A 24,076-nucleotide genomic window follows, 5' to 3' on the forward strand; every position below is an offset into this window, starting at 1 on the left:
GCCCTTGAGGGACCGGCACGAACCGGAAGGACGATGGGACTGACGGGAAACCCCCAAACCAGCCCTGACCCCGCCCCACCAGCACCCCGCCCCCCGCAGTCCCCTACAGCCGCGCCAGGAACTCCGCCGCCGCCTCGCGGACGTCCTCCGGGGTCCACGTCAGGCCCGGCTGCGTGATCTCCAGCTCCGTCACCGACAGCCCCGGCGGGCCCTCCGCCGACCAGCGGCGGAACAGGGCCGTGCCGGTGTCCTCCGCCAGGCGGGCGCCCGCCTCCGTGAGGCGGTCCGCCTCGTATGGGAGCCACACCTGGAACTGGTGCGTGTGCGGTACCTCCGGGTGGATCCGGGACCACGGCACGCCCGCCTCCGCGAAGGCCTCCGCCAGCGCGGCGGCGACGGTCCGGGCCTGCTCCACGTACGCGGGGAGGCGCGGCAGCTCCCGTTCCAGCCCGGCCAGGGCCGCCAGGGCCTGGGGGAACTGGCGGAAGACCTGGCCCCCGTACCGGTGGCGCCACACCTGGGTCTCCTCCACGAAGTCCCGGGACCCGGCCAGGCAGGCTCCGCTCAGCCCGCGCAGCGACTTGTAGAAGGAGACGTACACCGAGTCCGCGAGCCCCGCGATCTCCGGCAGGGGCCGGCCGAAGTGGACGGTGGTCTCCCACAGCCGGGCCCCGTCGAAGTGGACGACGGCGTCCCGCTCCCGGGCGGCCTCCACCAGCCCCTCCAGCTCCTCCCACGCGGGCAGCAGGAACCCGGCGTCGCGCAGCGGCAGCTCCAGCATCAGCGTGCCGAAGGGCTCGGGGTGCTCCCGGACCTCCTCCGGCGTCGGCTGGCGCGGCTCCGTCACCGGGTGGGTGGTCCGCAGCCCGGCCAGCGCGGTCAGGGCTCCGCCTTCCCACCGCTCCGGGTGGCTCATGGGGTGCAGGGCCACGACCGGGTTCCCGGTACGTCCCGCCCAGCAGCGCAGCGCGATCTGCTGGGCCATCGTGCCCGAGGGGAAGAACGCGGCGTCCTCGGTGCCGAGCAGCTCGGCGACCCGCCGCTCCAGGTCGGCGACGACCCCGTCGCCGTAGACGTCCGCCGGGGCGTCCAGGTCGTACGGGGCGTCGGAGAGCCCGGCCAGCAGCTCCCGGACGGTGTCCCCCCGGCCGCCGTGCGTCAGGGCCCGGCGGGCGCCCTTCCAGGCGGCCGCGAGCCGCTCCGTCCGCTCCGCGTCGTCGGTCATGCCCCTGATCATCGCCGAAGGCCCGGCCGCCCCGCCCCGCCCCGGGCGGGCCTGACCGGCACCGGCGTGCCGAAAGGGCCTAGCATGGCGACGTATCGTCCGGTACCCCCCGCGGACTGGAACGGAAGGCCCTCCCCGCGTGAACTCATCCCAGGAACCGCGTCCCGCCCGGCTCACCGTCGGAGTCGTCGGCGCGGGCCGTGTCGGCCCCGCGCTGGCCCGTGCCCTCCAGCAGGCGGGCCACCGTCCCGTCGCCGTCTCCGGGGTCTCCGACGCCTCCCGGCGCAGGGCCGAGCGGATGCTGCCCGACGTGCCGCTGGTGTCCCCGGCGCAGGTGCTGGAGCGGGCCGAGCTGGTGCTGCTCACCGTCCCCGACGACGCCCTGCCGGGCCTGGTCGAGGGCCTCGCCGGGACCGGCGCCGTGCGCCCCGGCCAGCTCCTCGTGCACACCTCGGGGCGTTACGGGACCGCCGTCCTGGACCCGGCGCGCCGGGCGGGCGCGCTGCCGCTGGCCCTGCACCCCGCGATGACCTTCACCGGTACCGAGGTGGACGTGCAGCGCCTGGCCGGGTGCTCCTTCGGCGTGACCGCCCCCGAAGAGCTGCGGCTCGCCGCGGAGGCCCTGGTCATCGAGATGGGCGGGGAGCCCGAGTGGATCGCGGAGGAGAGCCGTCCGCTCTACCACGCGGCCCTCGCCCTGGGTGCGAACCACCTGGTCACCCTGGTCGCCCAGGCGCTGGAGCTGCTGCGCACGGCCGGTGTCGAGCACCCCGACCGGATGCTCGGCCCGCTGCTCGGAGCGGCCCTGGACAACGCCCTGCGCTCGGGTGACGCCGCGCTGACCGGCCCCGTCGCCCGTGGCGACGCCGGCACCGTCGCCGCGCACGTCTCCGAGCTGCGCAAGCACGCCCCCGCCACCGTCGCCGGGTACCTGGCGATGGCCCGTACGACCGCCGACCGCGCCCTCGCGCACGGCCTGCTCAAGCCCGAACTGGCCGAGGACCTCCTCGGTGTGCTCTCGGACGACGCCGACCCGAAGGATGCCGAGCGATGACCGGCCCGCTCCAGCTGCTGAACACCGCCGAAGAGCTCCACGCGCTGCCGCGCGGCGGCCGCCGCGCCGTCGTGATGACGATGGGCGCCCTGCACGAGGGCCACGCCACGCTCATCCGCACCGCCCGCGAGGAGGTGGGGCCGCAGGGGCAGGTGGTGGTCACCGTCTTCGTCAACCCCCTCCAGTTCGGGGCCGGCGAGGACCTGGACCGCTACCCGCGCACCCTCGACGCCGATCTGCTGGTCTGCGGAGGGGCGGGCGCCGACGCCGTGTTCGCGCCCGCCGTGGACGAGGTCTACCCCGGCGGGGATCCCCAGGTGCGGATCGCCGCCGGCCCGATGGGCGAGCGCCTGGAGGGTGCCACCCGCCCCGGCCACTTCGACGGCATGCTGACCGTCGTCGCCAAGCTGCTCCACCTCACTCGCCCCGGCCTGGCCCTCTTCGGCCAGAAGGACGCCCAGCAACTGGCCTTGATCCGGCGCATGGTGACCGACCTGAACTTCCCCGTGGAGGTGGTCGGCGTACCGACGGTCCGCGAGGACGACGGGCTCGCCCTGTCCTCCCGCAACCGTTACCTCGGCCCGGCCGAGCGCCGTACCGCCCTGGCCCTGTCCCGCGCCCTGTTCGCGGGCCGCGACCGGCTCGCCGCGCAGGCCGCGCTGTGCGCCCGCGCCGAGGCCGCTCCCGCCGGCGGCGGACGCGCCACCGCGCTGGCCCGGCTGGGCGAGATCCGCGCCTCCGCCGACGCCCACGCCGTGTCGGCGGCGGCCACCGGCGGCACCGGCCTGCCCGACGCCGTACGGGCCGCCGCGCGGCACGTGCTGGAGGAGGCGGCCCGGTACGAGCCGCCGCTGGTCCTGGACTACCTGGCCCTGGTGGACCCGCAGGACTTCACCGACGTCGGCCCCGACTTCACCGGACGGGCCGTGCTGGCCGTCGCGGCGAAGGTCGGCACGACCCGGCTGATCGACAACATCCCATTGGAGTTCGGAGCACACGCGTGAGCACCACAGGCAACCCGGGCACCGCCGGTACCGGCATACGGCTGCACGCCCCCGCCCCCGGCTGGGCCCTCGACGCGGACGTCGTGGTCGTCGGTTCCGGCGTCGCGGGGCTGACCGCCGCGCTGCGCTGCGCCGCCGCGGGCCGCCGTACGGTCGTGGTCACCAAGGCGCGGCTCGACGACGGCTCCACCCGCTGGGCGCAGGGCGGCATCGCGGCCGCCCTCGGCGAGGGCGACACCCCGGAGCAGCACCTGGACGACACCCTGGTCGCGGGCGCGGGCCTGTGCGACGAGGCGGCCGTGCGGCTGCTGGTCACCGAGGGTCCCGGCGCGGTGCGCCGGCTCATCGCGGCCGGTGCCGTCTTCGACACCTCCGCCGAGACGGGCGAGATCGAGCTGACCCGTGAGGGCGGCCACCACCGCCGGCGCATCGCGCACGCGGGCGGCGACGCCACCGGTGCGGAGATCTCCCGCGCGCTGGTCGAGGCGGTGCACGCGGCGGGCATCCGTACCGTCGAGAACGCGCTCGTACTGGACCTGCTCCAGGACGCCGAGGGCCGTACCGCCGGCGTCACCCTGCACGTCATGGGCGAGGGCCAGCACGACGGCGTCGGTGCCGTCCACGCGCCGGCCGTGGTGCTGGCGACCGGCGGCATGGGCCAGGTCTTCTCCGCCACCACCAACCCGGCCGTCTCCACGGGCGACGGGGTGGCGCTGGCGCTGCGGGCCGGCGCCGAGGTGTCGGACCTGGAGTTCGTCCAGTTCCACCCGACGGTCCTCTTCCTCGGCCCGGACGCCGAGGGGCAGCAGCCGCTGGTGTCGGAGGCGGTCCGCGGCGAGGGCGCGCACCTCGTCGACGCGGACGGGGTCCGCTTCATGGTGGGCCAGCACGAGCTCGCCGAGCTGGCCCCGCGCGACATCGTCGCCAAGGGGATCATGCGCCGCATGCAGGAGCAGGGCGTCCAGCACATGTACCTGGACGCCCGGCACTTCGGCGCCGAGATGTGGGAGAACCGCTTCCCCACGATCCTGGCCGCCTGCCGGGCCCACGGCATCGACCCGGTGACCGAGCCGATCCCGGTCGCCCCCGCCGCGCACTACGCCTCGGGCGGTGTCCGCACCGACCTGCACGGACGCACCACCGTGCCCGGTCTGTACGCGTGCGGCGAGGTGGCCTGCACGGGCGTGCACGGCGCGAACCGGCTGGCCTCCAACTCCCTGCTGGAGGGCCTGGTCTTCGCCGAGCGGATCGCCGACGACATCGCCGCCCACCCGCCCGTGGGCGGCGGCCCGGGCATACCCGTGCCCGCCACCGGCCCGCTCCAGCCGGCCGAGGCCCGGTACGAGGTCCAGCGCATCATGACGGACGGCGCGGGCGTGCTCCGCTCCGCCGGTTCCCTCGCGGCGGCCGCCGAGGCGCTGGAGAGCCTGTACACGACGGCCCTGGGCGAGCTGGAGAGCCGGGGCAAGACCGCCGTGCCGGGCGTGGACACCTGGGAGGCGACCAACCTGCTGTGCGTGGCCCGCGTCCTGGTCGCCGCCGCCCAGCGGCGCGCCGAGACCCGCGGCTGCCACTGGCGGGAGGACCACCCCGACCGGGACGACGCCGCCTGGCGCCGCCACCTCGTGGTGCGGCTCTCGCGCACCGAGCGGCGGGCGCTGGTCGTCACCCCCACCGACTCCGCGGACTTCCCGTCCGTAGACCACCCCCTCAGCCTGGAGAAGTGACCGTGAGCACCCCCGAACTCCCCCTGATCGAGCAGAACGAAGGCGGCTGCGGCGACGACTGCGGCTGCGGCGACGGCGAGGAGAGCGGTCTCGACCCGGCGCTCGCCCAGCTGCTGGCGGACGCGGGTCTGGACCCGATCGAGGTCGAGGACATCGCGCACATGGCGCTGTCCGAGGACCTGGACGGCGGGGTCGACGTGACCACCGTCGCGACCGTCCCCGAGGACGCCGAGGCCATCGCCGACTTCGTGGCCCGCGAGGCCGGCGTGGTGGCCGGTCTGCGGATCGCCGAGGCCGTGTTCTCCGTGGTCTGCACGGAGGCCTTCGAGGTCGAGCGGCACGCCGAGGACGGGGACCGGGTCGAGGCCGGCCAGGTGCTGCTGTCCGTCCGCTCCCGTACCCGCGACCTGCTGACCGCCGAGCGCAGCGCCCTGAACATCCTGTGCCGCCTGTCCGGCATCGCGACGGCCACCCGCCGCTGGGCCGACGTGCTGGAGGGCACGGGGGCCAGGGTCCGCGACACCCGCAAGACGACGCCGGGCCTGCGTTCGCTGGAGAAGTACGCGGTCCGCTGCGGCGGCGGCGTCAACCACCGCATGTCGCTGTCGGACGCGGCGCTGGTCAAGGACAACCACGTGGTCGCGGCGGGCGGCGTCGCCCAGGCCTTCAAGGCCGTCCGCGAGGCGTTCCCGGACGTGCCGGTGGAGGTCGAGGTCGACACGATGCACCAGGTCCGCGAGGTCGTGGACGCGGGTGCCGACCTGATCCTGCTGGACAACTTCACCGTCCCGGAGACGGAGGAGGCCGTGACCATCGTCGCGGGCCGCGCCGTCCTGGAGTCCTCGGGCCGGCTGACCCTGGAGACGGCCCGCGCCTACGCGGAGACGGGTGTGGACTACCTGGCGGTGGGCGCGCTGACGCACTCCTCGCCGGTCCTGGACATCGGCCTCGACCTGCGCGAGGCGGTGTAGGCCGTGCTGCTCACCATCGACGTGGGCAACACCCACACGGTCCTGGGCCTGTTCGACGGTGACGAGATCGTCGAGCACTGGCGGGTCTCGACCGACCCGCGCCGGACGGCCGACGAGCTGGCCGTCCTGATGCAGGGCCTGATGGGGATGCACCCGATGCTCGGCAGCGAGCTGGGCGACGGGATCCACGGCATCGCGATCTGCGCGACGGTCCCCTCCGTCCTGCACGAGCTGCGCGAGGTCACCCGCCGCTACTACGGCGACGTGCCCTCCGTGCTGGTGGAGCCCGGGATCAAGACGGGCGTGCCGATCCTGATGGACAACCCGAAGGAGGTCGGCGCGGACCGCATCATCAACGCGGTGGCCGCGGTCGAGCTGTACGGGGGCCCGGCGATCGTCGTGGACTTCGGTACGGCGACCACCTTCGACGCGGTGTCCGCGCGGGGCGAGTACGTGGGCGGGGTGATCTCCCCGGGCATCGAGATCTCGATGGAGGCGCTCGGTGTGCGCGGGGCGCAGCTCCGCAAGATCGAGCTGGCCCGGCCGCGCAACGTGATCGGGAAGTCCACGGTCGAGGCGATGCAGTCGGGCGTGGTGTACGGGTTCGCGGGCCAGGTCGACGGGATCGTGAACAGGATGGCGCGGGAGCTGGCGGGTCCGGGCGGCGACCCGGACGACGTGCGGGTCATCGCGACCGGCGGGCTGGCCCCGATCGTCCTGGGCGAGGCGTCGGTGATCGACGACCACGAGCCGTGGCTGACCCTGATCGGTCTGCGGCTGGTCTACGAGCGCAACGCGCCCAACTTCGAGTGAGGGCGCGGCCGGTGGGGCCCCGCGACGGCGGGGCCCCACCGGCCGGTAGCGGACCGTCAGGCGGAATCCTCAGCTTGAACCTGATCGGTTAGCTTGTCGGCGTCGGACGCACACCCTCCCGACGCGGCACAGCCGAGACGGCACAGGACGGCCCAAATGCCCCGTAAATCGCCTTACTTGCAGGTGGTCGAATCGCTCCGGAACCGCATCGAGGCGGGCGAGTGGGCGATCGGCGACAGACTGCCCTCGCGCGCCCGCTTCGCGGAGGAGTACTCCGTCGGGCAGGGCGTGACCCAGCGGGCCATGGAGCAGCTGATCATCGAGGGCTTCCTCGAGGGCCGGGCCGGCTCGGGCACCTACGTGCGCACCCCGCGACGGCGCATGCGGATGCTCCGCACCCGCCGTCGCGTCCCCGGATCCGGCAACACCTTCCGCTCCGAGGCGGCCGCGCACGGCATCGCCGCGTCCTGGGACTCCAGGACCCTGCCGCAGGTCCCGGCGCCCGAGCGGATCGCCGCCCGGCTGGCCATCGAGCCGGGCTCCCCCTGCGTGATGACCCGCTACGAGTTCATGGCCGACGGCAGCCCCGCCGAGCTCTCCGAGTCCTGGGAGCCCCTCGCGATCACCTCGGGCACCCCGATCGTGCTGCCGGAGGTCGGCGAGCTGCGCGGGGCGGGGGTGGTGGCGCGGATGCGCTCCATCGGCATCACCGTCACCTCCGTGGTCGAGGTGCCGCGCCCCTCGCGGGCCAACCAGAACCAGGCCAACCTGCTGGGGATCAGCCTCGGCGCGCTGATCACCGAGATCGAGCGCACGTACCTCGATTCCGACGGCCGCCCCGTGGAGACCGCCGACCTGGTGATCCCCGACTCGCGCTACGAGATCGCGTACGCCTTCCCGGTGGAGTGACCGGTGGCGCGTAGGGTGGGCGGCCGTACTTTCCGACGGCCGGGTTTTTTTACCGGAACCGGCCGGAGCGTGCCTCTCGTGGAGATAGCGTCTCGCTCGAGAAGCACCGCGACCTCGTCCACTGCGGAGGAGACACCATGAACGCGACCGCTCGCCCCGACTGGCGCAAGTCGTCCTACTGCGGCGCCGGCGACGCCTGCGTCTACGTCGCCGCGGCGCCCGGCACCCTGGTGCGCGTCGCCGACCGGGCCGACCCGGCGCACCTGGTGATGGCCACCACCCACGCCGCCTGGGCGCGATTCGTCGAGGCCGTCAAAGAGACCGGCTGATCCATCCGGAGGGGGCGGCGCGTGCCTGCGCCGCGCCGCGACCCCGCACCCTCAGGGGATTTTGTCCGATTAGCGCGTATCTTCGCCCCATGCCCACGCCCTACGGATCCCGCGGCGGCATGGCGTTCAGCGCCGCTGAGCTGCACGTGCTCAGGCGCTCCCTCGCCCACGCCCTCCAGTCCTCCACGGCCCCCCTGACGGCCTCCGAGGTGCAGGACTGCCTGCGCCTCGCGGCGTCGGTGGACGAAGCGGTCCTGGAAGCGGGCCGGCTCAGAGCCTTCCTGCTCGACGACCTGGCCCGCTACCGCGACGCCCTGCCCGGGAGCCTGTCGGGCTACCTGGAGCTGCTCCAGGACGCCCTGGCCGCCGGGTACGAGCCCGGGCCCGACGACCTCGCCGCCCTGCGCGCCCTGCGGGCCAATCCGGTCGCGGCGGCCGTGCTGGAGCGGGCCCGGGCCGTCGCGGGGCGCTCCGTGCGGCGCAGGCTCGCGGCGGCGACCGCCCCGGCGCCCCGCACCCGTCTGCTGGCCCTGGCCGGCGGCAAGGAGCAGCCGTCCCCGCCGGAGCCCGCGCCCGCCCCGCCGAAGGAGCCTCCGGCCCGCCCGGTGCCCACCCCGGGCGAGGTCTTCCCGCCGCGCCGCAAGCCCAGCCCGCCCCCGGCGGCCGGACGCACGGCGGTATAGCTACGCTGGGGGGCATGGACTACGTCTCCGCGCTCGTGCCCCCCTTCGTGATGGCCGCGTTCTTCATCGCCCTCGTCGTGACGATCGTGAAGAGCCAGGGCGGTTCCAACAAGGCCAAGGAGGACGCGGCCGTCGACGCCGCGATCGCCCGCGCCGAGGCCGGCCCGCAGCAGCAGAAGTGAAGTAACCCCTGCCGGGGTTTTCCACCGCGCGTTGCGGCGAATAGTCGGGCAATTCGCCGCAATCGACACTATTGTGCTGCTGTGCCTCGCCCCTTGGGAGAACTCGAAGACGCAGTCATGACGCGGGTGTGGCAGTGGAACCGCCCGGTCACCGTTCGGGAAGTCCTGGAAGACCTCCAGCAGGAACGGTCCATCGCGTACACCACGGTCATGACCGTTATGGACAATCTCCACCAGAAGGGCTGGGTCCGCCGGGAAGCCGAAGGCCGCGCCTATCGGTATACGGCGGTCTCCACCCGCGCCGCCTACTCGGCCGCACTGATGAACGAAGCCTGGTCGACCAGCGACAACCCGGCGGCCGCCCTCGTCGCCTTCTTCGGCATGATGTCCCCCGAACAGCGCGAGGCACTCCGCGCCGCCGTGCACATCGTCCAGCACGACGAACCCGCCCCCGAGAGCGGCACCGCCGGCGAGCGCCCCGAGGGGACCGCGGCGGAAGAGGACTCCGGCGCGCAGGGGAGCGACCCGGGGCGATAGCGTCCGGGTATGGGAGAGCTTTCCACCACAGACGACGCGAAAACAGTGACGATCCGCCGCGCGCGCACCAGTGATGTTCCCGCGCTGCGCCGCCTGCTCGACCAGTACGTGCAGCAGCGGATCCTCCTCGACAAAGCCCCCGTGGTCCTTTACGAGGACATCCAGGAGTTCTGGGTCGCGGAACGCGACTCCGACGGGCAGGTGGTCGGCTGCGGGGCCCTCCACGTCATGTGGGAAGACCTCGCGGAAGTGCGCACGCTCGCGGTCGACCGCGACTTGAAGGGCGCCGGTGTGGGGCACCGGGTGCTCGACAAGTTGTTGGAGACCGCCCGCCGGATCGGGGTCAGCCGGGTATTCTGCCTGACCTTCGAAGTGGACTTCTTCGCGAAGCACGGCTTCGTCGAGATCGGCGAGACCCCGGTGGAGACCGACGTCTACATGGAGCTCCTGCGTTCCTATGACGAGGGAGTCGCCGAGTTCCTCGGTCTCGAACGAGTGAAGCCGAACACCTTGGGCAACAGCCGGATGCTGCTGCACCTCTGATCGATCGCGGCGGCTATTACGGGCCCGGCCCGGTGGTGGCCTATGTCCGAATCGCGCACGTTTCCCGCCTTGTTGAGGTCCTGAACCTCTCGACGGGGGTTTGTGTTTTCCAGGCAAAAGCGGTTTCCTTTCCGCGTACTGCATTTTCGATGAAAGGAAATCCGGTGGCACAGAAGGTTCAGGTCCTTCTTGTCGACGACCTCGACGGTGGCACGGCGGACGAGACCGTGACGTTCGCTCTGGATGGCAAGACCTACGAGATCGACCTCACCACCGCAAACGCTGAAAAGCTCCGCGGTGCGCTGGAGGACTTCGTGAAGGCCGGCCGCCGCACCGGCGGGCGCGCCTCCGCGGGCCGCGCCAAGGGCCGCGCCGCCGCTTCGCCCGGCAGCCCGGACACCGCCGAGATCCGCGCGTGGGCCAAGGCCCAGGGCCTCAGCGTCAACGACCGCGGCCGCGTCCCGGCCGAGATCCGTGAGGCCTACGAGAACGCCAAGGGCTGAGGCGTACGCCGCCCCAGGCGGGCGCGGTGGCATTCCGTCGCCGCCGCGGCCACCAGGCGTACGAGATCGGGCCCGGCCGGCTCCGCACAGAGTCCGGGCCCGGCCCCGGTGCCCTGCCCCGGAACGGGCAGGGCGGGCAGCGATGCCTCACACCCCAGCTCGGGGGGCCGCAGCCACACGGCGGCCCCCTGAGGGTTTTCCCCCGCCCGCCCGGGAGGCACGGGGGCGGTGATCCTGCCGCCCGCGCCCAGGGCGGTCAGGTCCAGCGCCACCCCGCCCCACTCCAGCCAGTCGAGCAGCCCCTCCAGCTCCTCGGCCGCGCCCGGGGCGACCAGGAACCGCATCCGGCGCCCCATCACGGCCACCGGACCGGTGGCGACCCGGCGCCGCAGCACCGCGGCCCCGGCGTCCGAGGGCAGCTCCAGCACGTCGAACCGGATCCCGGTGACCAGCTGCGGGGGCGGCCCGCCCGCGCAGCTCCAGCCGAGCACGCGCTCGTACCAGGCGCGGGTGCCGTCCTCGGACGGGACGCGGGGCGAGGGGACGCTCACGGCGCTCAGGGACATGACCGGAGCAACTCCGGCCGCCGCCCGGGGGTTACGGGGTGCGCCCGCATCGATGCGGAGAGTAAACAGGGGGCGGGTGGAGTCCCACATTCGGGACGCGGGCTTGTTCGCCCGTAGCGGAGGGGACCCCGTCCAGCGGCATGGAGTGTCAGTCCTTACGGGTAAGACATTCCTAGTGGATCGGGGCGACACGCTGATTTGAGCGGGTTCCGTTCGCCATCGGCGTACACCTGTGACGGGTATCTGCCTGGCCTGCGGGAACATCGTCTCGCACCATCGAGTTGGAGCAGTAGTCGGCTCTTACAGCCGGTTTTCCTCACCGACGTGGGGGTGAGCCGTGGACGGATGTCGGCAGTTGGAATGAGCTGTCCCGTCCCGCGGGACTAGCATGCGGAAGGACAGGGCGGGGACCGACCCCGAACTGCCCGACCGCTCTGAGGAGCGATAAACGATGTTCGAGAGGTTCACCGACCGCGCGCGGCGGGTTGTCGTCCTGGCTCAGGAAGAAGCCCGGATGCTCAACCACAACTACATCGGCACCGAGCACATCCTCCTGGGCTTGATCCACGAGGGTGAGGGTGTCGCCGCTAAGGCCCTGGAGAGCCTCGGGATTTCGCTCGAGGCTGTTCGCCAGCAGGTTGAGGAGATCATCGGTCAGGGGCAGCAGGCCCCGTCCGGCCACATCCCCTTCACCCCGCGGGCGAAGAAGGTCCTGGAGCTTTCGCTCCGAGAGGCCCTCCAGCTCGGCCACAACTACATCGGCACCGAGCACATCCTGCTCGGCCTGATCCGCGAGGGCGAGGGCGTCGCCGCCCAGGTCCTCGTGAAGCTGGGCGCCGATCTGAACAGGGTCCGGCAGCAGGTCATCCAGCTGCTCTCCGGCTACACCGGGGGCGGCAAGGAGTCGGCCACCGCAGGCGGCCCGGCCGAGGGCACCCCCTCGACCTCGCTGGTCCTCGACCAGTTCGGCCGCAACCTCACCCAGGCCGCCCGTGAATCCAAGCTCGACCCGGTCATCGGGCGCGAGAAGGAGATCGAGCGGGTCATGCAGGTGCTGTCCCGCCGGACCAAGAACAACCCGGTCCTCATCGGCGAGCCCGGCGTCGGCAAGACCGCCGTCGTCGAGGGCCTGGCACAGGCGATCGTCAAGGGCGAGGTCCCCGAGACCCTCAAGGACAAGCACCTCTACACGCTCGACCTGGGCGCCCTGGTCGCGGGCTCCCGCTACCGCGGTGACTTCGAGGAGCGCCTGAAGAAGGTCCTCAAGGAGATCCGCACCCGCGGCGACATCATCCTGTTCATCGACGAGCTCCACACCCTCGTGGGTGCGGGTGCCGCCGAGGGCGCGATCGACGCCGCCAGCATCCTCAAGCCCATGCTGGCCCGTGGTGAGCTCCAGACCATCGGTGCCACGACGCTCGACGAGTACCGCAAGCACCTCGAGAAGGACGCGGCCCTCGAGCGCCGCTTCCAGCCGATCCAGGTGGCGGAGCCTTCCCTCCCCCACACGATCGAGATCCTCAAGGGCCTGCGCGACCGCTACGAGGCCCACCACCGCGTCTCCATCACGGACGAGGCCCTCGTCCAGGCGGCGACGCTGGCGGACCGGTACATCTCGGACCGCTTCCTGCCGGACAAGGCGATCGACCTGATCGACGAGGCCGGCTCCCGGATGCGCATCCGCCGGATGACCGCGCCGCCGGACCTCCGCGAGTTCGACGAGAAGATCGCGGCCGTCCGCCGCGACAAGGAGTCGGCCATCGACTCCCAGGACTTCGAGAAGGCGGCTTCGCTCCGTGATTCGGAGAAGCAGCTGCTCACCGCGAAGGCCAAGCGCGAGAAGGAATGGAAGGCCGGCGACATGGACGTCGTCGCCGAGGTCGACGGCGAGCTCATCGCCGAGGTCCTCGCGACCGCGACCGGCATTCCCGTCTTCAAGCTCACGGAGGAGGAGTCCTCCCGCCTCCTGCGCATGGAGGACGAGCTCCACAAGCGCGTCATCGGCCAGAAGGACGCCATCAAGGCGCTCTCCCAGGCCATCCGCCGTACCCGTGCGGGTCTGAAGGACCCGAAGCGTCCCGGTGGCTCGTTCATCTTCGCCGGCCCGTCCGGTGTCGGTAAGACCGAGCTCTCCAAGACGCTGGCCGAATTCCTCTTCGGCGACGAGGACGCGCTGATCTCCCTCGACATGTCGGAGTTCAGCGAGAAGCACACGGTTTCCCGCCTCTTCGGTTCGCCCCCCGGCTACGTGGGCTACGAGGAGGGCGGCCAGCTGACCGAGAAGGTCCGCCGGAAGCCGTTCTCCGTCGTCCTCTTCGACGAGGTCGAGAAGGCGCACCCGGATATCTTCAATTCCCTTCTCCAGATCCTGGAGGACGGTCGCCTGACCGACTCCCAGGGCCGGGTCGTGGACTTCAAGAACACGGTCATCATCATGACGACCAACCTGGGTACGCGGGACATCTCCAAGGGCTTCAACCTGGGCTTCGCGGCCCAGGGCGACGTCAAGACCGGTTACGACCGGATGAAGGCGAAGGTCAACGAAGAGCTCAAGCAGCACTTCCGGCCCGAGTTCCTGAACCGTGTCGACGACACGGTCGTCTTCCACCAGCTCAGCCAGGAAGACATCATCCAGATCGTCGACCTGATGATCGCCAAGGTGGACGAGCGCCTCAGGGACCGCGACATGGGCATCGAGCTCAGCGGTGACGCGAAGCAGCTCCTGGCCAAGCGCGGCTACGACCCGATCATGGGTGCCCGCCCGCTGCGCCGGACCATCCAGCGCGAGATCGAGGACCTGCTGTCGGAGAAGATCCTCTTCGGCGAGCTGCGCCCCGGTCACATCGTGGTCGTCGGCGTGGAGGGTGAGGGCGAGAACGCCAAGTTCACCTTCCGCGGCGAGGAGAAGTCGGCCCTGCCGGACATCCCCCCGATCGAGGCCACGGGCTCCGGCCCGGACCTTTCCAAGGGCGCGTAAGCGCCGGCGGCGCTTGCCGCGGGCGTAGGGGCGGCCCCGGGACCCACGAGGTCCCGGGGCCGCCCCTTTGCGTGCCCGGCCGCGGGCGGGCGCCTGGACGGGCCGGATGGGGGGCGGGGTGGGTGAGCGGGGTGGGTGAGCGGCCCCCGCGGGGCCCGGGGTGCCGCGTAGGGGCCGGGGGCCGGTGACAAGCCGCACAGGGCAAAACGGACCTACTAGGAACTCTCGTAGATTTGGCTGCCCCGATTTGTCCCCGCGCTTGCCCAGTACGGACGCCGTCAAGGGCCCGGAGATCCACCGGGCAGCTACGAGCCGGGGTAGTAAAAGGGACGTTTGGGGAAGCCCGGGGGCACGGGTTACCAAGGTGGGGCAAGCCCGGCAGCAGCGGTTCGGTCCGCAGGCGCCGGGATCTTTCTTGCCACCGCTCCTGTCCCCGGCCCCGGAGGTCTCCCATGTCCGCGAAGCGCGTCAGCACCCGCCGCACCCGTACCGCCCTCGCCGCCACCGGCCTCGGTGTGCTGCTGGCACTCGGGGCCGGGACGACCGCCGCCTTCGCCGACGAGGCCCCCGCCGCCGTGTCCGCCGAGGCCGCCGCCCTCCAGGCGCAGGCCGACGCGCAGGCCAAGGCCGCCGCGCAGGCCAAGGCGGCTGCCGCGAAGGCCAAGGCCGCCGCGAAGGCCAAGGCGGCTGCCGCGAAGCCCGTCCTGTGGGCCAAGCCCGTCGTGAGCTACACGCTGTCCGCGACCTTCGGCAGGGGCGGCAGCATGTGGGCGCACAAGCACTCCGGCCAGGACTTCGCCGTTCCCACCGGCACCCCGGTCCGCGCCGCGGGCGCCGGCACCGTCGTGAAGGCCGGCCCGAACGGCGGCGGCGACGGCCCCGCGTACGGCAACGCCGTCGTGATCAAGCACGCGAACAACACGTACTCCCAGTACGCGCACCTCTCGAAGATCCAGGTCCGGATCGGCCAGAAGGTCTCCGCCGCCCAGCGGATCGCGCTGTCCGGCAACACCGGCAACAGCAGCGGCCCCCACCTGCACTTCGAGATCCGCACCACCCCGAACTACGGCTCGGCCGTCAACCCGGTGGCCTTCCTGCGCAACGCCGGCGTCACCATCTGACCCCGGTCAGATCAGCCAGGAGTGGGTCGGCTTGATCTTCCCGGTCTTGTTGTTCTTCAGACCGGTGATCTGCTCCTGGCCCAGCGCCTGGTCGAAGATCCGGATGTGGTCCAGCGGCCCGTCCCACGCGGCGCTCCAGATCGCGTGGTGGCGGGCACGGCCCAGCTGGAGCGGCCCGGGGCCGGGCCAGATGCCGGAGACCTGCGCCTGGCCGCCCTGCTTGTCGTCCACCCACAGCGCGATGGTCTTCTTCTCCGCGTCGTAGGTCCCCGTCAGCAGCACCCACTGCCGCGTGGTGTCCACGCTGTCCACGACCACCTGCTGGGCGGTCGCCGCCTGGCCCTTGTCACCGGTCTGCACCCGGAACACCCAGGCCTTCTTGCCGTTCACGACCTCGAAGCCCAGCTCGAAGGAGTACGAGACCCCGTCGCCCTGGCTCACCGCCATGCGGGAGCCGGTCTCGGCCACGTTGTAGGCGCGGGTGGAGACGGTGAAGCTCTTGGTGACGTCCACGGCCGGCTCGGCGCCCTGCGCGTAGGAGTCCGGCGTGCCCTTGAAACGGACCTCGGTCCGCTTGGCCAGCTCGCCCAGTGAGGCGCCGGGGCCCAGGGCTATGCCCATCTTCCCGCTGCGGTCGCGCAGCAGGTTCGGCTCGCCCGGCACGGTCGGGGAGTCGTCCTCGGGGGTCTTGCCGTCCGGGGACGGGGAGGAGTCGCCCGACGCGCTCGGCGAGCCCGAGGAGGCGACCGCCGGCGGGTTCTTCGGGTCGTCGCCGGAGCCGTTCAGTACGAAGAACCCCGCGCCGCCCGCGACCAGGACGACCGCGAGCGCCCCGATGCCGATGGTCAGCCGCCTGCGCTTGCGCCGCTGGGCCTCGGTGGCGTCGGCCATGGCCTGCCAGTCGGGCGTGGAGGGCGTCGAGGGCGTCGAGGGCAGGGAGAACGGTTCAGCGCCACCGCCGCCGAGCGGGGCCTCCGTCTGCGGCTGCGCCGGAGGCGGCCCGAAGCCCCCGCCGGACGGCTGTCCCTGGGCGGGCCCCGGCTGGTAGGGGTTCGGCGTCTGCGGCGGGAAACCGTAACCGCCGCTCCCGGGGGCGGGGCCGGGCTGGGGGCTGTTCGGGAGATCCGTACCGTCAGTCATGGCACGGATGCTAGAACATCGCCCCGAACGGGGGAGCGCCCGGCACCGATCCCGCTCCCCGGCCCGATCCGGATCCGCTCGCACCGATCCCGGTTCCGGCTCCGGTCACGGGCCCGCGTCACGGGCCCGGCCCCGGCGGGGTACGGAGCCCGGGTCAGCCCGGCAGCTGGATGACCGGGAAGCTGCCCGTCGCCGTCGGCGCGTGCTCCGGCAGCCACAGCACCGCCACCGCCCCGGCGGCGGCGCCCTCGTTCTCCGCGCCGCCCCGCGCCGCGACGTTGCGGAACGTCAGCCGCGCCCCCAGCACCCGGGCCTGCCCCTCCGCGATGGTCAGCCCGAGCCCGTGACCCACCCCGGCGCGGTCCGTGGACCCGGTCCGGAAGCGGCTCGGGCCCTCGCGCAGCAGCGCCTCCGGGAAGCCCGGCCCGTGGTCCCGGACGCGTACGACCCGGCCCTCGACGTCGACCTGGATCGGGGCCCGCCCGTACCGCGAGGCGTTCGCCAGCAGGTTCCCGAGGATCCGCTCCAGCCGGCGCGGGTCCGTGCTGACGATCTCGTCCGCGACGACCCGTACCGAGGCCTCCGGCATCAGCGAAGCCACCCGGCGGCTCACGAACTCGCCGAGCGCCACGTCCTGGAGTTCCGCCCGCTCGGAGGCGCTGTCCAGCCGGGCCACCTCCAGCACGTCCTCGACCAGCGCCCGCATCGCCTGCGCGCGGTCGCGGACCAGCTCCGTCGGCCGGCCCGGAGGCAGCAGCTCCGCCGCCGTGAGCAGGCCCGTCACCGGGGTCCGCAGCTCGTGCGCGATGTCCGCCGTCACCCGCCGTTCGGCCTCCAGCCGCTGCTGGAGGGCGTCGGCCATGGCGTCCACGGCGTGCGCGAGGTCGTCCGTCTCGTCCCGTACGACACCGCCCACGGCGTCCCGTACGCGTACCTCGGGGTCCCCGTGCGCCACGCGCTGGGCGGCGGCGGCGGCCTGGCGCAGCCGACGGGAGATCTGGCCGCCGATGAGCACGCCCATGGCCGAGCCGCCGATCACCACGGCCAGCGAGCCGACGACGAGGGCCCGGTCCAGGTCGCGCACCATGTTGGCGCTCTCGCGGAACGGGTGGTGCATGGAGAGCACCTGCCCGTTGCCGAGCGGTACGGCCGCCCACACCTCGGGGACCCGCTTGGGGGACTCGTGGATGTAGGTGCCGCGCCGCCCCGAGCGGGCCTTCTCGCGCAGCTCCGCGGGGAGCTCGGGGTCGTTGACCTTGGCGCCCCAGATCGGCTTGCGTCCGGCGTCGGGAGTGCGGGAGACGTACTGGACCCGTTCCAGCTCCTGCTCGCGGGCGCTCTCCAGCATCGACACGCGGGCAGCGCTGTGCACCACCAGGCTCAGCGCGAGCGCGGTGAGCGCGCCGACGGCGGCGATGGCGAGGGTGATCTTCCAGCGGATCCCCGTGCGGAGGGTGACACGCCTCATGCGGTTCTACTCATGCCTTGAGCTTGTATCCGAAGCCGCGGACCGTCTCGATCCGGTCCTGCCCGATCTTGGTGCGCAGCCGCTGGACGTGGACGTCCACGACGCGGGTGTCGCCGCCCCAGTCGTAGTCCCAGACCCGTTCCAGGAGCCGGTCGCGGGAGAGGACGGTGCCCGGCGCGGAGGAGAACTCCAGCAGCAGCCGCATCTCGGTGGGGGTCAGGCCCACGGGGGCGCCGGCCCTGCGGACCTCCATGCCCTCCGTGTCGACCTCCAGGTCGCCGAAGGACAGCACCCCGCGCTCGTCCGGGACGTCCGCGCCGGAGGAGCCGTTCGCGCCGTTCCGCGTGCCGCCGGCGTGGCCGAAGCGGCGCAGCACGGCGCGGATGCGGGCGACGAGGACGGAGCCGTCGAAGGGCTTGGTGACGTAGTCGTCCGCGCCCGCCTCCAGGCCCAGGACCACGTCGATGCTGTCGGCGCGCGCCGACAGCATGATCACGGGGACGGTGGACTCGTCGCGGATGCGGCGGCACAGGCTCACGCCGTCCATGCCGGGCACCATCACGTCGAGCAGGGCGATGTCGGGCCGGTGCGCCCGGAAGGACTCCAGGCCGGACAGGCCGTCGGGCATGGCGGTGACCACGAAGCCGTCGCGCTCCAGCGCCAGGGTCGTGGCCTCGCGGATGACGTCGTCGTCCTCCACGAACAGCACGTGGGTCTCGGCCATGCCCAGCCTCACTCCGGTTCTTCCGCTCGGTCGTTCTGTGCGTCGCGCGCGTCCGGTACCACCGCGCGCCGGGTTCTTCGGGCGTTCAGTTCTTCGGGGAGACGGCCGGGGCCGGCTGCATCCCGGGGTTGTACACGTTGCTGTACTCCGAGTGGACCCGGTCCTGCTCGGTGAACCTCTCGCCGTTCCAGTGGTACGTGATCACGTCCTCGCCGGACGGTTCGGACGGCGCGGCGTCCTGCCCGTACACCGGCTTGCTGACCACCAGGTCGCCCCGGTCGATCTCCGCGTAGACCGGCTTCTGCTCGTCCGCGAACACATTCTCGTACTTCCCGCCGTCCGAGCGGTACACGTACGAACCGCGCCCCAGCGCATCGGCGCAGGACAGGACGTTGACCACGACGTCGACGACGGTGCCGCCGGTGATCTTCCCGTAGCTCACGTCGACCGGGTACTCCTTGCCCGTGCAGGGCTTGAGGTCCCGCTTGATCTCGGCGCTGACCCTGGGGTCGGCCTTCAGCAGGGCCACCGGGTCGACCCGCTTGACCTGGCTGCCGGTGGACGCGGCGGGGGAGTGCCCCGGGGCCGGCGGTTTCGAGGCGCCGCCCGTGGGCTGGTTGCTGCGCGCCACCGACTCGGTGCGCGCGGGCCCGCCGTCGCGCAGGCCGGTGCCGCCGGTGGAGCATCCGGCCGCGAACAGCACTGTGCCGACGAGGACGAACGTCCCCGTCGACATGAGTACCAGCGAGCTCCTGCCGCTCAGAAGTTGGCCGTTCAGGCCGCGCACCGCTCCCGCCCCTCGTAGCGCGTGGTGTGGTCACCGCGTTCCAGGGCACGCATGTCCAGGTCCCGGCTCTCCAGCTCCTGTCGGAGCCTGGCCAGGGCGCGGTGCAGTGTGCTCTTCACGGTTCCCGCCGACATACCGAGCGCCGCGGCCGTCTCCTCGGTGCTCATCTGCTCCCAGTGTCGCAGCACCACGACACTGCGCTGCTTGGGCGCGAGCACCTTGAGGATGTCCATCAGCAGGGCGCGGTCGGCGCGCTGGTCCGAGCCGTCCTCGACGGACGCGTCCGGGAGCTGTTCGGTGGGGACCTCGTCGAGCTTGCGGGCCCGCCACCACTCGGTCCGCGTGTTGATCATGACCCGGCGCAGGTAGGCGTCGGCCAGGGACTTGTCGGCGATGCCGTCCCAGCGGCCGTAGGTGCGCACGAGGGCGGTCTGGAGCAGGTCCTGGGCGTCCGTGGGGTCCGGGACCAGGCGCCGGGCGCTGCGCAGCAGGGCGTCCTGCCGGGTGCGTACGTACTCCTCGAACTCGAGTACCTCTCCGTGCGCCATTCAGACCGCCTCCACTGCGTCCCCGTCTCCGCTGTCTTACGGGTCCGAAGTTACGGAGGGGTTGTCACGGCACTGTGCGGGTCAGCCTGCGGTGGGCGCACGGACACCCGTAGGTTGTGTAACAGCGCCGCTGAGCTGCGGTTTCCCGGCTCGAAACGGAATCTGCGAGTCAGCTTCGAGTGGATCCCGGTCCGTGTCCGGGACACGGGCCAGGTCCGCCGGCCGGGGCCGGTCCGCAGGCCGTCAGCTCTGCGGCAGCCGGTACATCCCCTGCGCGAGGGGCTCCACCAGCCCGTCCGACACGAGCCCGTCCAGCGCCCGGGCCCGCTGCACCGGCTCGTCCCACACGGTGTCCAGCACCGCCTGCGGAACCGGACCCACCGCCTCCCGGAGCACCGCCAGCAGCTTGCCGCGCACCTGCCGGTCCGTCCCGGCGTACGTCTGACCGCGCCGCGGCGGCCCGTCGTGCGCCGGCTTCCCCGCGAGCCGCCACGCGCACTGCGCCGCGACCGGGCAGCGCACGCAGTCGGGGCTCTTGGCGGTGCACACCAGCGCGCCGAGCTCCATGGAGGCCGCCGCCCAGCGCGCCGCCGTCGCCTCGTCCTCGGGCAGCAGCTCCCGCGCCAGCCGCCGCTCGGCGGCGGTGGTGGCGTTCGGGGGGTACTCGACCCCGGTCGCGGCGCGCGCGAAGACGCGGCGCACGTTGGTGTCCAGCACCGGGTGCCGCTGCCCGTACGCGAAGGAGGCCACCGCGGCGGCCGTGTACTCGCCGATCCCGGGCAGCGCGAGCAGCTGCGCGTGGTCGCGGGGTACGTCGCCCCCGTGCCGTTCCGTTATCGCCGAGGCCGCGCCGTGCAGGCGCAGGGCCCGGCGGGGGTAGCCCAGCCGCCCCCAGGCCCGTACGGCCTCGCCCGGCGCCTCGGCGGCCAGGTCCGCGGGCCGGGGCCACCGGGCGAGCCACTGCTCGTACACCGGCAGCACCCGGCTGACGGGGGTCTGCTGCAGCATGAACTCGCTGACCATCACCCCCCAGGGGCCGGCCTCGGGGCGGCGCCAGGGAAGGTCGCGGGCGTGCTCGTCGAACCACGCGATGACGGGGGTGTGCAGCGCGGAGGTGTGTGTGGGAGATGCAGTCATGACAGACGGCATCCTGGCACGTTTCAGGGCCGGCGCGCGGGGCCCGGACCGGTGAACCAGACGGCCGCGCGGTTGCCGCTGCCCTGGACGGCGGTGGTGATGGCGGTCATCGGACCGGTCAGTGCCGCCACGGCGATCACGGCCAGCGAGGCGCCCAGCAGCAGGCCCATGCCGACGTCGTGGGGGTAGTGCACCCCGACGAAGACCCGGGAGAAGGCCATCAGCAGGCCCATCGGCACCGTCAGCCACGCGAGCCGGGGAACGGCCAGCGCCAGCGCGACGGCGGCGGCGCCGGCGATGGCGGAGTGGTTGCTGGGGAAGGACCAGTCGCCGTACGGCGGGCAGGGGATCAGGGAGGCGGCCGCACCGGCCACCGCCCGGCAGGGCCGTTCCTCATCGATGGTGGACTTCACCAGCTCCGAGGCCACGTACACGAGCGCGGTGACCAGCGGCGCGAGCACCGCCAGCGCGAGGGCCCGCGGCTCGCCGCCGCGCTGTCCGCGCGCGCGCCACCACACGGATATGAAGAGCAGACCGAAGAGGAGGAGGCCGTATTCGGTCCAGACCTCGACCGTCAACTGCGCCCAGGAGGGCGTGTCGTGGGCGAAGTCGGTGATGTCGCGGTAGAGGTCGGAGCTGTCCATGGTCACTGACCGTACTGGTCGCCCCGACGGGACCGCGCCGGGCCCCTGGCCGGTTATGGCCGTTCACGGGTGACCCCGCAGGATGATCATCGGCAAAACCTGCCGGATACGCGGCATGTGGGGCGCGGAACGCGGCACGAGTTCTCGTAAGGTTCGGTGCGTGGGATCTCTGCGCAATCCGGTCGGGCCGCTCCCCTCCTCCATTTACTGGCGGCGGAGGGCCGTGCTGGCGTCCGTCGCCGCGCTCGTCGCGCTGCTCGCCGTATGGTTCGTCAGTTCCGGTGGCGGGGGCACGAGTACGAACGGCAAGGGCGGCGGCGACGGCTCCGGACCCGTGCGCACGATCACCCCCGGCCCCTCCGGATCCGGCCCGGCGATCAGTCAGGCTCCGGGCGGACGCGCCGAGTCGGGCTCCGGCTCCGGCAGCGGCGGCGGCTCCCAGGGCCCGGGCGGGAACGACGCCCCGGGCGGCACCGGCGCGGCCTCCGGCTCGGGTGCGGGCTCCTCGGGCTCCTCCGGCTCCTCCCCCGCGCAGGTCCCCGCGGACTCCCCGCTGCCGACGTGTCCGGCGAGCGCGCTGCAGTGGGAGGTCAAGAGCGTGAAGAACGAGTACGAGACGAACGAGAAGCCCCGTCTCGAACTGCTCGTCCGCAACACCTCGGGCAGCACCTGCAAGTTCGGGCTCGGCCCGAAGCAGGCGGTCGTGACCATCTTCCAGACGACCGGAGCCAAGGCCGTCTGGTCCTCCGCCGACTGCCCGACGGGCGCGGCCAACGCCTTCTACCGGCTGCCGGCACAGGGCGAGACCAAGCAGACGGTGGAATGGGACCGCAAGCCGAGCGCGGCGGACCAGTGCCAGAACCCCCCGCAGGGCAGCCCGGCCCCCGACACCTACGTGGTCGAGGTCAAGTCCCCGGGCCTCCCGGTGGCCCGCACGTCCTTCGTCCTGAAGCAGGACTGATTTTTTTGACGTGCCGCTCGCGCGGCTCGGCGCCGGGGCGCCTTCCCGGCTTCGCGCCGCTGCGCCGGCCTCCGGCCGTCGGCCCGCCCGGCGGGGCCACGGGCGGTGCCGGTGCCGGTGGGTCTTCCGCGGATGCCGTGCCGCTGCGCGGGGCTTGGCGTCGTCCTTCCGGCCCCGCCGGCGTTTGAGGCGCGGGGCCCGGGGCGGCGCCCCGGGGAACGGGCGAAGGGCGGGTAGGGGGCCGCTCAGCGCGGCGGGAACCCGCCCACCGGCTTAGACGTACCGTTCCAGGATCGAGGACTCCGCCAGGCGGGACAGGCCCTCGCGGACGCTGCGGGCACGGGCCTCGCCGACGCCGTCCACCGTCTGGAGGTCGTCCACGCTGGCCGCCAGCAGCTTCTGCAGCCCGCCGAAGTGCTCCACCAGCCGCTCGATGATCGCCCCCGGCAGCCTGGGCACCTTCGCCAGCAGCCGGTACCCGCGGGGCGACACCGCCGAATCCAGCGTCTCCGGCGAGCCCGTGTAGCCCAGGGCCCGCGCCACGATCGCCAGCTCCAGCAGTTCCGGATGGGTCAGCGCGTCCAGGGCCGGCAGCGCTTCCTCCACCGTGCGGGAACGCTTCGCCGTCGGTTCCGGAACGTAGTCCCGGATCACCAGCTCCCGTTCCTGCTCGATGCCGACCGTCAGCTCGTCCAGCTGGAGCGACAGCAGTCGCCCGTCCGTGCCCAGTTCGACCACGTACTCGGCGATTTCCGTCGCGATCCGGCGGACCATTTCCAGCCGCTGGGCGACGGCGGTGACGTCGCGGACCGTGACCAGGTCCTCGATCTCCAGCGCCGACAGCGTGCCCGCGACCTCGTCCAGGCGCAGCTTGTACCGCTCCAGCGTGGCCAGCGCCTGGTTCGCCCGGGACAGGATGGCCCCGGACTCCTCCAGGACCCGCCGCTCCCCGTCCACGTACAGCGCGATCAGCCGCATCGACTGGGACACCGACACCACCGGGAAACCGCACTGCTTGGAGACGCGGTCCGCCGTGCGGTGGCGGGTGCCCGTCTCCTCCGTGGGGATCGAGGCGTCCGGCACCAGCTGTACGCCGGCCCGCAGGATCTTGGTGATGTCCTTGTCGAGGATGAGGGCCCCGTCGAGCTTGCACAGTTCGCGCAGCCGGGTCGCGGTGAACTCCACGTCCAGTACGAAGCCGCCGGTGCACATCGACTCGACGGCCTTGTCCATGCCCAGGACGATCAGGCCGCCCGTATTGCCCCGGACGATCCGCTCCAGCCCGTCGCGCAGGGGCTGACCAGGCGCGACCGCGCTCAGCGAGGCGCGCATCAACGCCTCGTGCTTGGAGCTCGCGCCGGACTTCCCGGGTGCTGCTGCCCCGTCCTTGGCTGCCACTGCACTCCTCCGGTCGCGGGTTGCGCCGCCGCGTACGGCCGGGCGGACCAGCCCAAAGTCTACCGGCGCACGCTGTGCGCCCGCCGGGGCTTGGCCCCTACCGCCGCCAGGAGGCCCCGTACGCG

General features: G+C 72.7%; 25 protein-coding genes. 15 read left to right on the top strand and 10 right to left on the bottom strand.

The features are described 5' to 3' along the window. Nucleotides 1-103 precede the first annotated feature (103 nt). Entirely contained in the window at nucleotides 104-1,225 is a 1,122-nt protein-coding gene (locus tag ACZ51S_RS33260) for a threonine aldolase family protein (protein WP_468963014.1), read from the bottom strand. Between the two features lie 139 nt (nucleotides 1,226-1,364). On the opposite strand from ACZ51S_RS33260, the gene ACZ51S_RS33265 reads away from it, so the two are divergent. The 12 genes from ACZ51S_RS33265 (at nucleotide 1,365) to ACZ51S_RS33320 (ending at nucleotide 10,480) form a co-directional block, all read left to right on the top strand. Beyond that, entirely contained in the window at nucleotides 1,365-2,279 is a 915-nt protein-coding gene (locus tag ACZ51S_RS33265) for a Rossmann-like and DUF2520 domain-containing protein (protein ID WP_468479454.1), read from the top strand. Next, nucleotides 2,276-3,283 (top strand): pantoate--beta-alanine ligase, encoded by a 1,008-nt coding sequence (gene panC, locus ACZ51S_RS33270; protein WP_468479453.1) that lies wholly within the window; start codon nucleotides 2,276-2,278, stop codon nucleotides 3,281-3,283. The genes ACZ51S_RS33265 and panC overlap by 4 nt, the downstream gene beginning before the upstream one ends. Continuing rightward, entirely contained in the window at nucleotides 3,280-5,010 is a 1,731-nt protein-coding gene (locus ACZ51S_RS33275; protein ID WP_468804172.1) for an L-aspartate oxidase, read from the top strand. Before panC ends, ACZ51S_RS33275 begins: the two co-directional genes overlap by 4 nt. A gap of 2 nt (nucleotides 5,011-5,012) precedes the next feature. Then, the gene (gene nadC, locus ACZ51S_RS33280; RefSeq protein ID WP_468479456.1) at nucleotides 5,013-5,981 is read left to right on the top strand and encodes a carboxylating nicotinate-nucleotide diphosphorylase; all 969 of its coding nucleotides are present in this window, start codon (nucleotides 5,013-5,015) and stop codon (nucleotides 5,979-5,981) included. Between the two features lie 3 nt (nucleotides 5,982-5,984). Then, nucleotides 5,985-6,794, top strand: a complete 810-nt coding sequence (locus tag ACZ51S_RS33285; RefSeq protein WP_467896161.1) for a type III pantothenate kinase — start codon at nucleotides 5,985-5,987, stop codon at nucleotides 6,792-6,794. Between the two features lie 156 nt (nucleotides 6,795-6,950). After that, the gene (locus ACZ51S_RS33290) at nucleotides 6,951-7,703 is read left to right on the top strand and encodes a GntR family transcriptional regulator (protein WP_388944808.1); all 753 of its coding nucleotides are present in this window, start codon (nucleotides 6,951-6,953) and stop codon (nucleotides 7,701-7,703) included. Between the two features lie 137 nt (nucleotides 7,704-7,840). Then, entirely contained in the window at nucleotides 7,841-8,032 is a 192-nt protein-coding gene (locus ACZ51S_RS33295) for a DUF397 domain-containing protein (RefSeq protein ID WP_388944811.1), read from the top strand. Between the two features lie 89 nt (nucleotides 8,033-8,121). After that, on the top strand, nucleotides 8,122-8,715 hold the full coding sequence (locus tag ACZ51S_RS33300) for a hypothetical protein (protein ID WP_468479451.1): 594 nt from the start codon (nucleotides 8,122-8,124) through the stop codon (nucleotides 8,713-8,715). 14 nt (nucleotides 8,716-8,729) lie between these two features. After that, on the top strand, nucleotides 8,730-8,897 hold the full coding sequence (locus ACZ51S_RS33305) for a hypothetical protein (RefSeq protein ID WP_388944818.1): 168 nt from the start codon (nucleotides 8,730-8,732) through the stop codon (nucleotides 8,895-8,897). An 81-nt stretch (nucleotides 8,898-8,978) separates the two neighbouring features. Further along, a complete protein-coding gene (locus ACZ51S_RS33310; protein WP_468479450.1) occupies nucleotides 8,979-9,434 on the top strand; it encodes a BlaI/MecI/CopY family transcriptional regulator in 456 nt (151 codons plus the stop codon). A gap of 9 nt (nucleotides 9,435-9,443) precedes the next feature. Then, on the top strand, nucleotides 9,444-9,977 hold the full coding sequence (locus ACZ51S_RS33315; protein WP_388944823.1) for an amino-acid N-acetyltransferase: 534 nt from the start codon (nucleotides 9,444-9,446) through the stop codon (nucleotides 9,975-9,977). Nucleotides 9,978-10,141: 164 nt separating this feature from the next. After that, nucleotides 10,142-10,480: a histone-like nucleoid-structuring protein Lsr2 gene (locus ACZ51S_RS33320; RefSeq protein WP_361599506.1), complete on the top strand. Its 339-nt coding sequence runs from the start codon at nucleotides 10,142-10,144 to the stop codon at nucleotides 10,478-10,480. Here ACZ51S_RS33320 and ACZ51S_RS33325 read toward each other — a convergent pair. After that, a complete protein-coding gene (locus ACZ51S_RS33325) occupies nucleotides 10,459-11,046 on the bottom strand; it encodes an SCO3374 family protein (protein ID WP_468479449.1) in 588 nt (195 codons plus the stop codon). The genes ACZ51S_RS33320 and ACZ51S_RS33325 overlap by 22 nt on opposite strands. 451 nt (nucleotides 11,047-11,497) lie before the next feature. Here ACZ51S_RS33325 and ACZ51S_RS33330 point away from each other — a divergent pair, with 451 nt between their 5' ends. Then, nucleotides 11,498-14,023 (top strand): ATP-dependent Clp protease ATP-binding subunit, encoded by a 2,526-nt coding sequence (locus ACZ51S_RS33330; protein WP_468804171.1) that lies wholly within the window; start codon nucleotides 11,498-11,500, stop codon nucleotides 14,021-14,023. Between the two features lie 452 nt (nucleotides 14,024-14,475). Further along, on the top strand, nucleotides 14,476-15,144 hold the full coding sequence (locus ACZ51S_RS33335; RefSeq protein ID WP_468479447.1) for a M23 family metallopeptidase: 669 nt from the start codon (nucleotides 14,476-14,478) through the stop codon (nucleotides 15,142-15,144). 6 nt (nucleotides 15,145-15,150) lie between these two features. Here ACZ51S_RS33335 and ACZ51S_RS33340 read toward each other — a convergent pair whose 3' ends face one another. The 7 genes from ACZ51S_RS33340 to ACZ51S_RS33370 form a co-directional block, all read right to left on the bottom strand. Continuing rightward, nucleotides 15,151-16,284, bottom strand: coding sequence for a LamG-like jellyroll fold domain-containing protein (locus ACZ51S_RS33340; protein ID WP_468479446.1), 1,134 nt, complete (start codon nucleotides 16,282-16,284; stop codon nucleotides 15,151-15,153). 154 nt (nucleotides 16,285-16,438) lie between these two features. Further along, nucleotides 16,439-17,752, bottom strand: a complete 1,314-nt coding sequence (gene cseC, locus ACZ51S_RS33345; RefSeq protein WP_388944839.1) for a two-component system sensor histidine kinase CseC — start codon at nucleotides 17,750-17,752, stop codon at nucleotides 16,439-16,441. Between the two features lie 10 nt (nucleotides 17,753-17,762). Further along, the gene (cseB, locus tag ACZ51S_RS33350; RefSeq protein WP_468479445.1) at nucleotides 17,763-18,476 is read right to left on the bottom strand and encodes a two-component system response regulator CseB; all 714 of its coding nucleotides are present in this window, start codon (nucleotides 18,474-18,476) and stop codon (nucleotides 17,763-17,765) included. Between the two features lie 85 nt (nucleotides 18,477-18,561). Next, complete coding sequence (locus ACZ51S_RS33355; RefSeq protein WP_468479444.1) at nucleotides 18,562-19,212, bottom strand: hypothetical protein; 651 nt, start codon at nucleotides 19,210-19,212, stop codon at nucleotides 18,562-18,564. A gap of 38 nt (nucleotides 19,213-19,250) precedes the next feature. Then, the gene (locus ACZ51S_RS33360; RefSeq protein ID WP_007264805.1) at nucleotides 19,251-19,811 is read right to left on the bottom strand and encodes a SigE family RNA polymerase sigma factor; all 561 of its coding nucleotides are present in this window, start codon (nucleotides 19,809-19,811) and stop codon (nucleotides 19,251-19,253) included. 243 nt (nucleotides 19,812-20,054) lie between these two features. Then, nucleotides 20,055-20,948 carry an HhH-GPD family protein gene (locus ACZ51S_RS33365; RefSeq protein WP_388944850.1) on the bottom strand — a complete coding sequence of 298 codons (894 nt, stop codon included), beginning with the start codon at nucleotides 20,946-20,948 and terminating at the stop codon, nucleotides 20,055-20,057. A gap of 23 nt (nucleotides 20,949-20,971) precedes the next feature. After that, the gene (locus tag ACZ51S_RS33370) at nucleotides 20,972-21,592 is read right to left on the bottom strand and encodes a phosphatase PAP2 family protein (RefSeq protein ID WP_468479442.1); all 621 of its coding nucleotides are present in this window, start codon (nucleotides 21,590-21,592) and stop codon (nucleotides 20,972-20,974) included. A 160-nt stretch (nucleotides 21,593-21,752) separates the two neighbouring features. On the opposite strand from ACZ51S_RS33370, the gene ACZ51S_RS33375 reads away from it, so the two are divergent. Next, on the top strand, nucleotides 21,753-22,553 hold the full coding sequence (locus ACZ51S_RS33375) for a hypothetical protein (RefSeq protein ID WP_468888896.1): 801 nt from the start codon (nucleotides 21,753-21,755) through the stop codon (nucleotides 22,551-22,553). A 273-nt stretch (nucleotides 22,554-22,826) separates the two neighbouring features. Here ACZ51S_RS33375 and disA read toward each other — a convergent pair whose 3' ends face one another. Next, nucleotides 22,827-23,951 carry a DNA integrity scanning diadenylate cyclase DisA gene (gene disA, locus ACZ51S_RS33380; RefSeq protein WP_388944859.1) on the bottom strand — a complete coding sequence of 375 codons (1,125 nt, stop codon included), beginning with the start codon at nucleotides 23,949-23,951 and terminating at the stop codon, nucleotides 22,827-22,829. Between the last annotated feature and the right edge of the window lie 125 nt (nucleotides 23,952-24,076).

The organism is Streptomyces sp. NPDC034043, assembly GCF_055575675.1.